The sequence below is a fragment of the Alteromonas sp. KUL17 genome (assembly GCF_006538305.1).
GTDB lineage: Bacteria > Pseudomonadota > Gammaproteobacteria > Enterobacterales > Alteromonadaceae > Alteromonas > Alteromonas macleodii.
Genome location: NZ_BJKJ01000015.1, coordinates 1 through 16190 on the forward strand (window position 1 = coordinate 1; position 16190 = coordinate 16190).

At 40.5% G+C, this 16190-nt stretch carries 14 protein-coding genes; 4 read left to right on the forward strand and 10 right to left on the reverse strand.

All coding sequences use genetic code 11. The annotated features are described in order from the left end of the window. Nucleotides 1–96: 96 nt before the first annotated feature. The 4 genes from KUL49_RS21525 to KUL49_RS13525 all read right to left on the reverse strand — a co-directional run bounded on the left by KUL49_RS21525 (nucleotide 97) and on the right by KUL49_RS13525 (nucleotide 3852). A complete protein-coding gene (locus KUL49_RS21525; RefSeq protein WP_131137696.1) occupies nucleotides 97–303 on the reverse strand; it encodes a S41 family peptidase in 207 nt (68 codons plus the stop codon). After that, on the reverse strand, nucleotides 304–1137 hold the full coding sequence (locus KUL49_RS13515; RefSeq protein WP_131137623.1) for a hypothetical protein: 834 nt from the start codon (nucleotides 1135–1137) through the stop codon (nucleotides 304–306). Between the two features lie 279 nt (nucleotides 1138–1416). Continuing rightward, nucleotides 1417–1731, reverse strand: coding sequence for a cupin domain-containing protein (locus tag KUL49_RS13520; protein ID WP_131137624.1), 315 nt, complete (start codon nucleotides 1729–1731; stop codon nucleotides 1417–1419). Between the two features lie 63 nt (nucleotides 1732–1794). After that, nucleotides 1795–3852, reverse strand: a complete 2058-nt coding sequence (locus KUL49_RS13525; RefSeq protein WP_165477905.1) for a cytochrome c3 family protein — start codon at nucleotides 3850–3852, stop codon at nucleotides 1795–1797. 317 nt (nucleotides 3853–4169) lie between these two features. Between KUL49_RS13525 and KUL49_RS13530 the strand changes: the two genes are divergently transcribed. After that, the gene (locus KUL49_RS13530; RefSeq protein ID WP_131137626.1) at nucleotides 4170–4808 is read left to right on the forward strand and encodes an RpiB/LacA/LacB family sugar-phosphate isomerase; all 639 of its coding nucleotides are present in this window, start codon (nucleotides 4170–4172) and stop codon (nucleotides 4806–4808) included. A gap of 54 nt (nucleotides 4809–4862) precedes the next feature. Here KUL49_RS13530 and KUL49_RS13535 read toward each other — a convergent pair whose 3' ends face one another. The 6 genes from KUL49_RS13535 to KUL49_RS13560 form a co-directional block, all read right to left on the reverse strand. Continuing rightward, nucleotides 4863–6227, reverse strand: a complete 1365-nt coding sequence (locus tag KUL49_RS13535; protein ID WP_131137627.1) for a TrkH family potassium uptake protein — start codon at nucleotides 6225–6227, stop codon at nucleotides 4863–4865. Beyond that, complete coding sequence (locus KUL49_RS13540; protein ID WP_131137628.1) at nucleotides 6227–6880, reverse strand: TrkA family potassium uptake protein; 654 nt, start codon at nucleotides 6878–6880, stop codon at nucleotides 6227–6229. The genes KUL49_RS13535 and KUL49_RS13540 overlap by 1 nt, the downstream gene beginning before the upstream one ends. A gap of 4 nt (nucleotides 6881–6884) precedes the next feature. Further along, nucleotides 6885–7577: a response regulator gene (locus tag KUL49_RS13545; protein ID WP_131137629.1), complete on the reverse strand. Its 693-nt coding sequence runs from the start codon at nucleotides 7575–7577 to the stop codon at nucleotides 6885–6887. Then, nucleotides 7574–8575 carry a DUF4118 domain-containing protein gene (locus KUL49_RS13550; protein WP_131137630.1) on the reverse strand — a complete coding sequence of 334 codons (1002 nt, stop codon included), beginning with the start codon at nucleotides 8573–8575 and terminating at the stop codon, nucleotides 7574–7576. Before KUL49_RS13550 ends, KUL49_RS13545 begins: the two co-directional genes overlap by 4 nt. A 157-nt stretch (nucleotides 8576–8732) precedes the next feature. Continuing rightward, nucleotides 8733–11903 carry a TonB-dependent receptor gene (locus KUL49_RS13555; RefSeq protein ID WP_131137631.1) on the reverse strand — a complete coding sequence of 1057 codons (3171 nt, stop codon included), beginning with the start codon at nucleotides 11901–11903 and terminating at the stop codon, nucleotides 8733–8735. Nucleotides 11904–12376: 473 nt separating this feature from the next. Next, complete coding sequence (locus KUL49_RS13560) at nucleotides 12377–13348, reverse strand: tyrosine-type recombinase/integrase (RefSeq protein WP_131137632.1); 972 nt, start codon at nucleotides 13346–13348, stop codon at nucleotides 12377–12379. A 161-nt stretch (nucleotides 13349–13509) separates the two neighbouring features. Between KUL49_RS13560 and KUL49_RS13565 the strand changes: the two genes are divergently transcribed. The 3 genes from KUL49_RS13565 (at nucleotide 13510) to KUL49_RS13575 (ending at nucleotide 16000) form a co-directional block, all read left to right on the forward strand. After that, entirely contained in the window at nucleotides 13510–14133 is a 624-nt protein-coding gene (locus tag KUL49_RS13565; protein ID WP_131137633.1) for a hypothetical protein, read from the forward strand. Then, complete coding sequence (locus tag KUL49_RS13570) at nucleotides 14123–14833, forward strand: hypothetical protein (protein WP_242633835.1); 711 nt, start codon at nucleotides 14123–14125, stop codon at nucleotides 14831–14833. Before KUL49_RS13565 ends, KUL49_RS13570 begins: the two co-directional genes overlap by 11 nt. A 186-nt stretch (nucleotides 14834–15019) precedes the next feature. Next, nucleotides 15020–16000, forward strand: a complete 981-nt coding sequence (locus KUL49_RS13575) for a hypothetical protein (RefSeq protein ID WP_131137634.1) — start codon at nucleotides 15020–15022, stop codon at nucleotides 15998–16000. Nucleotides 16001–16190: the final 190 nt, after the last annotated feature.

The following is a 16190-nucleotide window of genomic DNA, read 5'->3' on the forward strand; positions in this document are numbered from 1 at the left end:
AGAGATTTCCAGCTAAAGCTTTTTTTTGAAACATTCACTAAGCGTTCTAGCATAACTTGATCATTAACAATTTGCTCTTGGCTAATAGCATTTCCTTTAGCTTTTATCTAAAACATCAATTAGTTCATCCGTAATACGAAATCTATTGTAAGATATTTGCTCAACAGTAGTGGAAGAACGTAGATGATTTGGAACTAATGACTCTATTATTTCAAAGACTCTAGTGCTTGATCCTCCGGTATTGAACCTCAAATCGATTACTGTTGCTTCTCTTTCTTCTATTGATTGCAGTCGTTTTAAAATCTATCTTGAAAATTTGCTTTTCTTTTCATTAAAACTGAATGAGGGTATAGCTATATATATTATACCGTTGCTCTGAACATTAACTACTTGTGAATTCATATTTTCATTAATGAGTAAGCCCTTAGAATTCTCTGCGTCAAATGATGCCCATTTGATATCGTAAGAAGTGCTTTTTTTGTCTGATTCACTAGTAAAAACACAGGTCTTCCATTTTTGAGAATTCAAGAGCGGAAAAATTGATGGAAATCTCATCGAAAACAAATTTATTACTTTTTGGGTAGAATTGACTGAATGAGTGTTATGGTTCACATAAGGTAATATACGTGACTCCCATATTGTTTTGACGCTAAGCCCATCGCAAGAGGCTAGCTTATCACCAACAGCAGGCAATTTTTTATCCCAAGATGGACTGACATACTTAACTGTATAAGTATTATCCAGTTGATAACCTGCCCACGATGGATTTTCAGGGCCTATTTGCCAAAATCTAAAGGAAAATTTGTTTGAGACAAAACACCCAATACAATACTTATAATGACCAGAGTTTACGTGTATGTCTTTAAAACCGTTAATATAATACTTTACGACGGCAGTAGCGTCTTTTATGTTATCAATCTCTGCTAATTTTTTCTTTGCAACTAAATAACCCTCTTCGTGCCAACTAGCTACCTCAATTTCCGATAGGCCAGGATGGATAACCTCAATATTTTTATAAATAACCTTAAGGTCTTCTTCCACCCTGTGTTGCCAAGTGATAGCAGAGAACTCATGAATCGTATCAAGAATTAAAGTAGCAATGATAAGCCCAAAAAAGAGAATGAATGTTTTGCGCATGATAGCCAACTAATTATGTTGTTTGTAAAACACGTATTCTGTCGACTATCTTATAAATTCTAAGCTAAATCATAAGCAGATATGTAAGCTCAATATTACCCACAAAAGTAACTATTCGAATAGAAGCCACTATCGAAGAACACAATAAATAACTGCAAAACCGAGTAACGTTTATGACGATTAACGCTATCTTTGAATCGAAAAGACCTCCAATGACCACTCTACTTCATCACTGAAGGCCCTTACTTCAAGACGTAATTTTCACTTCTTAATTGCTTTTTATAAAAAGTCTTCCCGCATTGGGCTAAACATGTCAATAAGGATCCCACCGGTTTCTGTTGTGGTGCCGTGCTCAACATGTGGATCGATCACGCAGCTATCTCCTGCCTTCAATATCTTGAGTTTACCGTCAATGACGAAGTTAAATTCACCTTCTTCGCAGTAAACAATTTGTGTATGACGATGGCTGTGGGCGTAACCTTCTGCGCCTTTTTCAAACCATACTTTCACGGCCATAGCATCGTCATTGTATGCGAGTATCTGACGCTTGATACCGCCACCCATATCTTCTACAACACCTAACTTTTCAGACATTTCAGTTTTCCTTCTAAAAGTGTTTTAACAATCAATTACGTGATTTCTGCGCATCTACGGACGCTAAATTTTCTCTAGTTCTTTTCTAAAGTATGTAAATTCACCGTTGAGCCCCATTTTTTGGGATAAAGCCAATCCGAGTTGTAGCAATTCGTATCGACCTTCCGCACTAGGGCTTCGTGCTTTTAGCAACTCAATAGCTCGTTTGGTATTACCTGCTTTGTCTAGCGCTAAGGCCAAAATATACAGATAGTTGCTGTTTGTAGGCTCGATATCGGTGGCAGTGGTAAAGTGTGTTATTGCAGTATTCAAATCTTGGCTGCGTATTAAGCGCATTCCTTCTGCGTAGTGCATTAACGGTGAGTGTTGATTGGCATTTAGGCCTTTCTCAAGTGTTGCTGCCTCTAAAGCGCTATCTCCCAAAGAGCGGTATAAATTTGCTAGGTTTATGTAATTAGGCTCAAAGAATGGATCTCGGGATATACCTGCCTTAAGAAAACCTTTTGCTTTTTCAAAGTTACCTTGATTAGCTTGAATCAGACTAGCGTTTAAGTTTCCTTCACCACGCCAGAGGCTCTGTCCAGATGCTTCGTATAACTCGTCTAATACTTTGCCGGAAATAATAGCTACTTCCCCCGAAGCTATTAGCTGTTCAGCAGCCGAGACTCTAACCGCTTTATATTCATCCGCCAAAAGCGTTCTTAGAAGGTCAATGCGTCTATGTTTATCGACAAGAAATGAAATATTGGAAAATGCTAGACGAACTAGCGGGCTCTCGTCATTGGCCAGCATTTTTGCATACTTAAACGCTAGAGTCTGAACCGAAGCTGGGAGCAGTGAAACGACAGTCGCTCGTTTTATATCAGGTAATGCTTTGTTTTTCGCTAAGGAAAAATGCCTAATGAGTGTCAAGGTGTCGCCACTTAGCAATAACATATATTGCATTTCAGCAGGGTGTAAAGGCGCTGACGGGCCATGCCACTCGTCGATTTTGTCTTGCGCCCATTGCAGGCTTTTGTCTTCGTGGCAGCTATTACAGGCGTTAGGCGTGCCAAACTTCTCAGTAAGGTGCGGTGCTGGAACCTTGAAACTATGATCTCTTCGTTTATCAACGCCCATATAAGTATTCGTAGGCATATGACAATTTACACATTGTGAGCCCTGACTATTGGGTTCGTGCTTATGATGCTCGACGTCATCATATGCTGTTGCTTTGTGGCACTGTAAACAGAGGCCATTTCCTTCAACTTTCACTTTCGCAGTATGCGGGTTGTGACAGTCGTTACAGTTCACGCCGGCCTCAAACATTTTACTTTGTAAAAACGAGCCGTAGACATACACTTCATCCTTTATCTGGCCATCAACATGATATTGCGGGGTAGTCAGCAAAGCGGGTTTAAATTGTGACAAGAAAGGTTCAAATGGTGTGATACCGTCTGTGAGTGGCGTGCGAAGTGAATGGCACGCAAAACAGCGTTCCATGAAACTATTGTCGCGCTTTGGGCCTTCCCATGTGGCTATCTTTTTGTCTTTACCTAACAGCCAGTTGCCAATATCTTGCTGTTCGCTCTCAGAAAGAACCGTGTGAGAGGAGCGGTTACCAGCATAATGATTGTCGTCAACGTGACCATGGCAAGATTGACAAGAAACGTTTATCTCATTCCATACCGTATTGAATGTGTCTTTTTCACTGTCGTAGTTTCTTTTTAATCCTGATGAGTGGCAGTCGGCACACATACCATTCCAGTTTTGCAAAGGTTGAAGCCAATGCAGCCTGTCCTGCCTGCTTATCTCCTCATCGGGATATATTGGGTACCATTTTTGACCGCCGTTCGACTTATCTCTTGAGTCCCATGCAAATGGAAAGACCTGCATTTTTCCCCGTTCAGTTTTGATAAGGTATTCCTGAAGAGGGAAGTGCCCGAACACATAGCTGACTTCGTAAACTCTTGATTCTGTTTCATCTTCTTGAAACTTTATAAAAAACTTTTCGTCTTTTTTAAAGAATGTGGCTTTTTGATTGAAGTGTTTAAACGTTGTGCCATTAAAATCGCCTAAAACCGTGTTTTCTGAGGCAATAGCCATCGCTTTGCTGTGGTCTGATTCGAGCCAATGGGTCAACTCCTTCTCATGACAAGCACCACACTGGTTCGCCTCGTTCGCAAAAGAACTGAATGAAATACTTATGAGAGTGAGTAAAAAGCACAGTCGTAACATTAATTAAGAAAGCCAAAATCAATAAAATACAATCATAAAATATCACGGTAGAAGTACGATCGCTAACATTCGATTAACTTTCATTCTCTTGTCACGTATATAAAGCGCGAAATAAGGTAAATTCAAAAACGAATGAGATTACGATTTAACTTAATATGCTTATTAATGACAGATAAAGATGATATCATCAGTTTGAAATTCAACTTTATTCAGGAGTAGTCATGAAGATTGCCTTAATGATGGAAAATAGCCAAGCGGCGAAGAACCCTGTAATTCTTAAAGAATTGACGTCTGTGGCCGACTCGCTAGGACATAGTGTTCATAATGTAGGTATGGAAAGTGAAACCGATCATCACTTAACTTACGTACACCTTGGGATTATGGCCGGCGTTCTTTTGAACTCTGGCGCTGTAGACTTCGTTATCGCTGGCTGCGGTACCGGGCAGGGCGCCATGATGTCTTTGAATGCGCAACCTGGTGTTTTCTGTGGTTATTGTATCGACCCTTCTGATGCCTTTTTGTTTAACCAAGTAAATAACGGTAATGCGTTAGCGCTTCCTTTTGCGAAAGGTTTTGGTTGGGGAGCTGAGCTGAACGCCCGTTATATTTTCGAAAAGGCTTTTACTGGCGAGCGCGGAGCTGGTTATCCGGTTGAAAGACGCGAGCCTCAAGTGCGCAATGCAGGTATCCTGTCAGAGCTAAAAGCGGCATTGGCATGCGACGACTATGTCGATACATTGAAGAAAATTGATCAGGAATTGGTAAAAGTTGCAGTGTCTGGTGAGCGCTTTCAAAAGTGCTTGTTTGAAAATGGCAAAGACGAATCTATCAATTCATACATCAAAACGCTCGTATCGTAAGTCAACTGTAGGCAGTGTAAGGCGTGGACAATACGCCTTACACTGTTTTTATTCTTATCCAACGGGTAGCGTACTACTTGGATACTTGATTTTTTTCTGACGAGGGCTAGCAAGAAAATACGCAATGGTCAGTGGACCCAATCGGCCAATAAACATCAGAAATATGATAACAAGGCCTCCAGCATCAGATAACTCTCCGGTTAAACCGCGTGATAATCCTACGGTACCTAAAGCCGATATAGCCTCAAAAATAATATCTATAAACGCCGCATTTTCTGTTATCGATAAAATAAATATAGAAAGCCATGCGATTACAGAGGATATTAACGTAAGCGCCAATGCTTTTCCTCTCGTTTCACTTGATAACGCGCAACCAAATATTGCTGGAGAAGGATCGCGTCGTAGATAACTGTAGGCCGACATAATAAGAACAATAAAGGTGACAAGCTTAATGCCGCTGGCGGTACTCATAGAGCCTCCACCGATGAACATCAATAGTAACGTAAGCCAAGTAGTTGCATTCTCTAATGCACTTACATCCACAGTATTGAATCCAGCCGTGCGGGGGGTTACAGCCTGAAACCAAGATGCCCACCATTGCGAAGCGGTGTGTAAATTAGCAAGGGTATTAGGGTTGTCTTTTTCGATAGAATAAATAAGCAGTAGCGCTATTGCGTTTACGACAATAGTGCTACTTATCATTAATTTACTGTAAACAGACAATTTTTGCCACGTACGCTTTTTAATAAGATCTATCCAAACTGAGAAGCCCAAACCTCCTATGATAAACAAACCGGTAATAGTGAGGTTTACTACCGGGTTACCCACATAAAATGAGAGACTATCTGAGCTTAACGCAAACCCAGCGTTGTTGAAGGCTGAGATTGTGTAAAAAAATGCGTGAAAAAGTGCTTCTGCAGGTGGTTTACTCTGAAGCCAGAATAAAGCCAAGATAGTAAAGCCAATCATTTCAATGATAAACGCAAAAATTAGAACCGACCTCGCCGTAGAGGCTAGTGTTGATAAATCTGTTTGGTTAAATGCTTCTTTAATAGCCGACTGTTGCAAAAAGCTTATTCTTCCGCCAAGCGCAATTAGCGTGACTACCGCAAAGGTCATTAAACCAAGCCCACCTATTTGAATTAACAGAGCAATTACTGTAAGCCCCAAGGTGGTAAAGGCTGTCCCTGTGTCTACAACTACAAGTCCTGTCACCGTAACTGCAGATGTCGCTGTGAAAAGACTGTCTGCGAACGTGATTGGTTGTGTAGTCATACCTGGTAGTAAGAGCAATAACGTTCCTATGATTATCACAGCCAAAAAGCTCAGAGACAGTATAAGTGGTGGGGCTGCTTGAACTTTATAGGCGCTTTTTGCTTTTCGCGATAAAGGACGACGTTGCAAATTCCAGCGTGTCATTATTTTAACCTTGGGGCAATTCGAACTAAAGCCTCTTTGGGGCCGAACAAAATTAACGTATCGCACTCGCGAACAATATAAGATGACGGTGGGGATTTCATGACCTCTTGTCCTCGCTTCACCATCAAACAGTGTATTGAGTTCTCGAACCCTTTTATGAGCGAGTCAATTGTCATTGGTTGAAAAGGAGAGGGAAGGTGTATGTCTACAATATAACTACCATGACCTATACTCAAATAGTCACTTACCATTGGATAGTTTAAAGCCTGTGCAACTCGTGCGCCCATCTCCTCTTCGGGATGAATAATTCGAGTTACTCCTAGTTTAGAGAGGATCGTATGGTGGGCTGAAGTATTAGCTTTAACCCAAATTTCCTTAACGCCCAAGTTTTTAAGGTGAAGAGTGCATAGCAGGCTGGCCTGCATATCTTCTCCGATGGCTACGAGTACGGCTTCACTTTGACAGAGGTTAAGTTCTTTTAGGGCTCTCTCATCTGTAACGTCACATATGAGTGCTTGAGTGAGCTCACCTGAGTACTGTTCGGCAAGTTTCTCATCTTTATCTATACCAGTAACGGTATGCCCCATATGTATTAGTTCGATACTTGCGGTTATTCCAAATCTTCCTAATCCAATTACCGTGAAATGTGCCATTTATTTACTCCGTGTGACTGACGAAGAAGCGATATCCGCTCCCTGCAGAAGTCTCGATCGAGAAACAGTTTGAATTTAGCGCAGAAATCTTTTTTCTTACGTGACTAACGAGAATTCTGATGTAATGCGTGTCTTCGCTGTTATAGTTACCCCAAATCGCGCGGATTAGTGTTTGTTGTTTGACGAAAGCCCCGACTTCTCTTGTTAAGAGATCAATTAGTTGTAGCTCTTTTGGTGTGAGAGAAATGTCTATGTCGCCTAATGACATTAATCCTCTATCAAGGTCAATTGTAAGGTCTTGGATTTTTCTACGCCGTTCCGCGGTTGGAATGATGGGGGTAATATCCCTAAGGAGAACTCGAATGCGTGCAATCAACTCTTTTATACTAAAGGGCTTGCTAACGTAGTCGTTAGCTCCTGCCATCAACATGTCCACTTTGTCATTCTCTGAGTTTCTGGCAGATAAGATTAGAACGGGTACGCTACTTGTACTTCTAATTCTAGCTAGAATTTCTTTACCGTCACCATCAGGAAGACCTAGATCTAATATTATCAATTCAGGTTTTTGTTGAAGCGCCGTGATGAGCCCATCCCTCACATTAGATGTCTCGAGGGGCTTAAACCCCTCTGCTCTTAGAGCAATGCACACCATTCTGCGAATGTTAGCGTCATCTTCAACAATGAGGATTTTGTTCATGACGATTTTGCACTTAGGTTGGGAATGGAAATAATTGCACGACAGCCTGGAGTTAAGCTTTCGAGTACTAGCTTACCTTTGTGTGCCTCAGCTATACCTCTTGCGACGTTTAGTCCTAAACCAATTCCCCCAGTACCGACATCACCATCTCTCGAGGACGAAAAAAGCATAAACGGGCGTTCTGTGTCGCCATCTTTTAAACCAATACCACTGTCCTCCACAGCAATAGTCGTGCTTTTCGAATCGCTTACAACTTTTACAAGCACGTCTTGTTCGCTAAATTTGAGTGCGTTATCAATGACGTTGAAAATAGCTTGTTCTAAAAGTGGCCCGCTTGCATAAATTTGGCGCACGTGCCCTGAATAGCTAGTTACGATACGAGGGTTGCTGAAGCGTATCAATACATTCTCAATCAGCAATTTTACTGACACTTCTTCTCGCCCTGCTATAAGCAGATCGTTTTGAATCTTCGTAGCTTGCAAAATATTTTCAATATATGAATGTAATCTCCTGCTTTCTACAATAGCCCCTCTGATCAACTCTCGTTTATCGTCTTCGGGAAGCGAGTAATAGTAGGTATCTAAGGTTTCCATGGAGCCAATTATTGTAGATAAAGGGGTGCGTAAATCGTGAGAAACAGACCGCAATACGTTTGCTTGGAGTTGTGCTTTGCGAAGAGCGGTTTGCTGTCTTTTGTAAAATGCCGTAAATTCACTGGTAAGAATAGCAACTACGAGAAAGGTCGCTATATTTATCACATCATCAAACTCTGTCATACGGACGGAGTAAAATGGCTCTGTAAACAAAAAATTAAAACTAAAAGCGCCTATCAAGGCTGCAATTAACCCATTTACGCGCGCAAAAAGAATTGTGCAGGTAACAGCACCTAATTGGAGTATGAGCAATGTTCCTCCAATAGGTAAGAATAAATTCCTCAACAGCAAACATACCAGTACAAAAACTCCCATTATGCCAACTGTTATTGTGCTATCTCTCATTCGGTGATGCGCCTGCTAGAAATAAAACTTCTTACAGAAATGTATCAAGGCTTATAAGAAAACACGCGTAAAAATTGCGTAAAAAATAGAATTGAGTGGTATAAGCAACAAAGAAAAGGCGAGTGCGTTGCGCACTCGCCCGTCAATATTATATCAATTAGAATCTATAGTTGACCGCTAATTGATAAATACGACCTGTGTAGGTTAGGCGGCTAATTGCGCGTTCGTCTGTTCCTAGGTATTCTTCGCCTACTTCATCCGTTAGGTTGAAAGCGCGTAAGAAAAGTTTTGTTTTCTCATTAAGAGCATAAGAACCAACAAAGTCTAAACGACCAATTGCTTTTCTCGTACGTGCATTGGTACCCAAAAACGAGTTTGCGCCTCTAAGAGTTTGGTCATCTCGCCAGTTATAGGAAAGACGTAAACTGATACCGTCGTTTTCCCAGTATGTGATCACGTTAAACGATTCTGGCGAGACACGCGTTAATTCAATTTCGCTACCTTCTTGGTCTAAGCTTGTATAGTTAAATACACCGCCAAAGCCATTCCAAGGGTACGGCAAGAAGTCTAGTTTTTGCTGAATCGCTACTTCGTAACCTTCTACTTCGATTGTGTCAGAAACATTGATAGGAGAATTTATGATAACTTCTCTCAAGTTTTCGTTACCATCATCGTCTATTATCGGAGTCGTTTGAATACAACCGAATTCGCGGCCGTTAGTTCCCGGGGTACGCTCTATATCTCCCAGTAACCTATCTACGATGGGGTTAGTACCTGGGTCTGGGCAGAAACCGTCCTCTTGATCAAACAGGTTTGAAATTTCCTTTTTAAAATAGCCAATCGAAATAGCGCTTCCTTCGCGGTTATACCACTCTAGTGAAACATCATAGTTGATTGCTTCATATGGCCTTACTGTTGCGGTAGGAAGATCCAGTCGCACAGTTTGGTTACCACCGCGTAGAGCAGCTGTTGGACGTTGAGCGAGTAAGTTGGGGCGTACAATACCTTCGTAGTAAGCTGCTCTAAGTAACACATCATCATGTAACTCAAACGTTATGTTTGCCATAGGAAGCGTATGCTGGTAGTCGTCTTCAAAAGTAACGGGTGCAGCTATACCGTTACGACCTTGTTCGTCAACTTGTGTTTCAAAGCCATCAAAGGTGTTGTCTGTTTGAATATGGCGAACACCGATGTTACCTCGATAGGGAATAGAACCTATCTCGCCGCCGAAATCTGACATTACGTACATCGCTAAAATATCTTGCTCGGCTCCGAAATTAAAACCAAGATTGATAGGTAATCCAGTATTTCTATCTTGTTGATCCCAAAAGCCTGTTCTATTGCGCATTAGGTCTGGATAAGGAGTCGTAAAGCTAGTAGCTGTTGGTATATTATTGACATCAGTTTCAATGCCATCTTGTAACATCTGTAGCGCGAGAGCGTTATCAATTGTCAACCAACCAGAGGTATTGTCAAAGGTACCAGGGATGTTTCCACCAAAGTAATCATTTTGTTCTGAAGATAAAATGTTTGATGTTAAAAACGCGTCAGAAATATTGCTCGTATCGACACCAGCCATCCCCTGTCTTTGGTCGATACTCTCCAGTGACTCCCTAGAGAATCTTCCGCCGAATTTAATCGATTCAAAATTAAGCTTATCTCCCAAGCCGAAATCAACAAATCGTTCAGCGTTGAATTCAGCACTGCTTACATCACGCGATAAGTCTCTAACTCGACCAGTAATTCTGAATGCGAGCCTGCGGCCTTGGTTAGCATCAGAGACAGAATTAACAGCTGATGCATTAAGGTTTGGAACTTGCCACACCAAATCGTTATAAACATAAGGCTGGTCAAATTGACCCTGCACCACAATATTATCTAAGTTTCCGTTTCCAGAATTTATAGAGCCATTAAAGCCAGTTGGAACGCTTTCAACCCCATTTCTTCTGCCGTCAGCATCTGTAAAATTAAAGCTGTCGCGCCAATCTTGATCGTGAAGGAAGGTAAAGCCGACATTTTGAAATTGGTTACTTGCTTTAGAGTGAGTAATTTTACCATCAAATGCCCAATTTTCAGTGAAGTAATCGCCGTAGAGAATAATGCCTTCTGTCTTCTCTCTGAAGGTTGTTTTACGGTTTTCAGTTTGTAAAGTACCGTTGGTATAATCGTATGAATTGACGGCGTATACCAGTGGAGCACCTTCTTCATCGGCGGCTCTATCATAGGCGAACGGTGCTGCGTCCATATCAAGTGTTACACGCGCATCATAATTGTCTCTGTCACGACGGCGAGTATTAAAGCCTGGACTCATGGTCGTTGCTTCTTTGGTGCCGTCAGCTAAATCACGTTCTGAAAAGAGTAAATGAGCACCAAGCTTAAAATTTTCGCTTACCCGGTATTCGATATTTCCAGAAAAAGAAATTCTGTCACCATCGCTATATTCACTAACGTTACGGCCTCGCGCGGGTGCTGTAAGTTGAGCATCTTCTTCTAAGCCCCATTTTTCGCGATATTCTGCGATGTTAGTTGCACGAACGTCGCCGTCTACAGTGTCCACTGAGGTATAGTCGATAATATCAAAGGTGTCACGTCGAAATGTTTGTCCTGACCCTGCAAGTTTAAAAGCGACACCTAGTTTGTTGTCGATAAGGTGTTTAACTCCGGAAATTCTAAAGTTAGGATCAACGTTACCTGTTAAGTCTTCATAACGACCACCTAAACTCACAGAAGCTGAACCATCTTTCTTTGAAAGAGCCTGTTGTAACTTTTGATCTACAATACCTGCGATACCACCGGCCTGAAGATCAGCTGTTGGGCTTTTGACGACCGTAACTCCATCAAAAATACTAGCTTCAAACGCTGCGAATGGGTTTGGTTCACCGACAGCATTAATGTTGCTTGCACCTGAGGGAGTTGCAAATGTCTGCCCCATGGCGGTCGTTTTAACAAAACCGCTGCCTAATCCGCGAAGGCTTATAGTACTTTGTCTGCCTTCCTCATCTGAATTAAGTTGTACGCCCGGGATTGCTTGAAGTGCCTCACCAAAATCGAGCGCTGGAAGTGCGTCGATATCAGTAGCAGAGATGGCATCTACGATAGATGCGGCATTACGTTTGGTATTAAGCGCATTTTCCAGAGAAGCTCTAACACCAGAAACTTCAATGACCTCAACGTCTTCGTCTTGGGATTTATTATCTACTTTCTGTTGAGCGTTATTTACTGCGGTATTAACTTCCTGAGCAAGTAGTGTGGGAGAGCTAATGGTTAATAATAGTGCCGCCGTATTCCCTAACAGCTTTCTATTTATGTTTGATCTTGTGTTCTGCATCGACCCATTCTCTTCGTTGTGTGATTTAGGTGTGTCTCTCTTAAAAACCTTGTTAAAGATTTGTGAAACCATAGTAACCACATGAAACAATCAAAACAAGTCATTTGTCATCATTTTTTATCAAAAAAATTGACTATTCATTAGTCTAATATTGAATATAAATGAGTTGTTAGTTTATATCTTTATTTAAATTAACTTATATAAGTATCTTTGTGATTATTTTTATTGCTATTAAAACAGTGTGTTATGAGTCAACCAGTTAAACTAACTTAGACTTAAGTATAATTTAATATTAATCAATTTCAGTCAGGTGGGGTCGCTATGTGCTTGATGTTTTCTAAGGTTAGGCTCGTATTTAATCAATGCTCAAAGACTTCGTTGATTGAGCAAAGTGACGTTTCCATCATTTTAATTGTAAAGGGCAATAAATTATGGAAACGGATGGAGTTACTTCACAAACTTATTGATTCTCTTTATCTCACTTTCGCCATACCAGTTTTACCCGCCTGATATTGATTAGCGTAGCGGATGGCCATAGCTTCACTTTTCCAATTCCCTGAAAGCACAATTTCCGCCATAGGTACATCAGCTTCCATGAGTGTAAGAACACCACCAGTGCGCGTGCTGTGGCAGGTAAATTTACCTTCGGTGTTTATGGCTATACCTATTGCCTCATACCTTTTCAATAATGCTTGGTATTGCATAGGCTCTTTCTGAACTGTTTGCTTGGGAGAGAGCTTGCGAAATACAAAACCATCAGTAATTTTGGCTTTATCTAGCCACCTTGTAAGCAACGCTGCGGTCTCGTCAGATAGATACCCGTAGTGGCCTTCACCTGATTGATCCGTTTTGGAGCGTGGAGCAAAAATTGTCTTTGCCTGCCAATCGATATGGCTGACTGTGATGGCCAAAATATTGGATGCGCGAAAAAGTGTATCGAGTGCAACATTAACCAGCACCGCATCGCGTAGGCCCAATAACGAGTCCACATTTAACACGCGATTTGCTACGCGCACATCATTTAACTTTAATGGCTTTGCTTGCTTTTGCGCCGCTGGTTTTTCTTTAAGCCTCCCATTCACATAACGACTGAAAAGCTTGGAGTGCTTCCATGGGTCGGGTAACTCGCTTACGCCAATGAAAAAGCGCACCGACGCGAGCTTTCGTTTGATGGTGTGATGTTTAAGCTCAGACGCCATAAGTTCATCGAAGAACGCCTGGCATGCAATCTTAGTAATTTTCCAATCACTTGCCAGTGCCGGCAATGCATGTGCACGACAAAACTTGAGGTATTGATTGAAATCAGATTGATATGCCTTACGCGTATTCAACGACATCGTTTCCCACACCGATTCTTTCAGTTCAGTGAGATTTTGAACCACCAGCGCTCGATGTTCTTCATTCAGTGAAAAGTCGCTTTGAGCTAATGCAATCTCATTTGCCATGTTATTAATACATATAATGCTAATTATCTATAATAATAAAATAGCACAGCACGAAGAACAAATAAAGCGTTACATATAACGCTTGCATAGAATAGCAGTAGTAGGGTGGTTATAGTCGTGATATAAAAGCGTTATAAGTAACGAAAGCGCAGGGCAGGGTAGTGAGCAACGATAAAACTTGGCAGGAATATATAGAAAAGAATTTTGATAAATTCATTTCATCTTTAAAAAGCGACGATTTTATAAGTGACGAAAAAGAAATTATAAACGATGAAGATATTGATTTTTTAGAGCCTAAAAAGACTTATGATTGCCTTAGAGAAATAATTACTCAAGATGCCATTAAAAAGCTTCAAAATAGATTTAGAGCGCACAAACACAGAGAAAAAAGAGGAATAAAAAATCTTCAATTAAAATCACATTCTCTTAATATGCTTGATAAGTTTAAAGCGCAGGTGGGCGCCGACACATTGGAAGAGGCGATAGACTTTTTATTGTCACCGGACTATCGCGAATATGAACACGATGTGGACCTGGCTAAGCAGCGGTTAGGCGAAGGAAACTTTGATAGCACCGAGTTGATGCTCGACAGCTTTACCAAAAGACTGAAAAACTACGACAGAGAGCGCTTATCGTTAATTATCGAACTGGCTTTCGATGAAGGCTGGAGAGCAGCAAAGCAAACAAAGAAGCGCACCGGCAACCCTCGACAAGAAGCGCTTAACCAGTCTGATTTATATAATATCGTAGTAAAATCCATAGCAAGGAGTGCAAGTGTTGATTGAAGAAAACTATTGGAGAATATTCGCACCCAATAACATGCTAGCTTCACTACGTGACCTAATGGATGAAGTATGCCGACAAATTTGCGAATACAGAGAATCTGTTCCCTTCGTGCCAGAACTGTGCTTACCGACAGCTGCCAAAGAAGTGTCCCTAACGCCACTCATCATGCAAGCAGCCTACAATCTACACCGAAATGACAAAGCTGTCTTTTGGCCAGTATCCGAAATGACAGCAACAAGATATGAAAAAGGGTCAAAGGGGCGCATTGATATAGGTTTATTCAGTAAGAGACACGCCACTTTTATTGAGTGCAAGGCAGTCAGAAGCAGCGCAACCAACAATAATAGAATTGAAAAGGCGTTAGACAAAGCAACGGAGCAACTGATGGATATAGAGTTGGAGACACTGCTATTCAATTCACCAGAAGAAACGATAAATAACATTCTTGCAAATAACAAGTTTATACCAATGGTCGCAATAAATGTGACATGCGATAAGAATAGGGTGGAAGACCGAGACCGTCTATTTATGAAAAAAGTAGAATCAATTCGTGATAGTTTTCGAAATTCAATGATAGTACAGGTCAGATATAAGCCTCACTTTATTCGTTATAATGGTGACATTGATGTAAAAGTTTGGGATAGAAAGCTAATGTCTATTGGTAATGTTTTTATTTTAAAAAAAGTTTTCAAAAGCTAAATTGGGTTAATCCCGACTTAATCTGAGATTTTAGATAACAGAACGGAACTAACTTTGGTAGACCGTTATCTACGTAAAGAAAACATCATATATATTTTATCTTAAAGACAGAATCTGGTTTTTCGTTAGAAATGAGTGTTACTATAAAATATCAATAATAAGCTGTTATGAAGTAAAGGAAGTATAGTGGAATATAGTAGTAGTTTATTGATAGATTGGTCTCCAAGGCACAATGAAGTCGAAGGTGATACTTATTCTAAACATCTCGCAGCTATCAGAGAGCTTTGTGAAGTTTACCGAAATGATCAATTCGTCTGGGAAGGTATCACCTTCAACATATCAATGGACTGGACTCAACTTGAAGAAATATTTATCCAAAGTGAGGACACCAATGGTCCTTATCATATTGTAGTAGGTGATACGTTATATAAAAAAATTTCCCCTCTTAAAGAGATAACTATCCCAATAAATTTATCTCTTAGTTCTGATGTTGATGCTGGTAAGATTCAAGCATACCTCCGCCGATATTTATTAGATCTATTTATCATTTGTAATTTGGCAGCACCTGGGATAATTAATTTTTTTAATGCGAAACTTGAAAGGGATGATGATTACAGACCAATGAAACTTTCAAGCTTTACATTTGAGTGCGCATTGGAAAACGTATTTACTAGGCAAGTACCTTTTGTTGATTTCGTAAGTATTAAAACTAGCTTTGACTGGTATCGCTCGTTAGGAATTGAAACTAAGATCGTTGCCTCAAACTCTATCGAAAAAGCGATATTTTCACTTTTGCATATTGCACGTATGAGTGACTATGACATAATTACAGTAACTTGGATTTTTCATGCGCTAGAGGCTATTTTCGGTACAAACGCAGGTCGAGGTTTTACTGATATCAGTGAGAAAGTTAATTTTTTACTAAACATAGAAGAGCGCCAACAGAAGAGTCTAAAAAGGAAACTTCGAGAGTTAAATGATTTACGAAGCTCTTTTGTCCATGGAGGGTATAATGTTTCTCACATCATTGATTGTGACTCCAATGATGACATCTACGACATTATCAATTTTGGAATATCGCTTATTATTAGTACCTTGCAGAACTTAATGCGTAATGGCTGGAAAGGTATTCACGTTGAATCCAAGTTTGTGGGTTACGAAATATAGCTTCATGACAAGACAAACCAGTTGACAAAATAACTGTCACGAATTTTTCGAATGTTCTATGCGTTCGACGTCCGCTCCTTGTCTTTTGCTGACAATCAGATTATATATGAGCTACTTTAGTTAAATACCAGCGCCTTTCATTCACGCATGATAATTACACTTATCATGCGTGAAATATTAAATTAATACA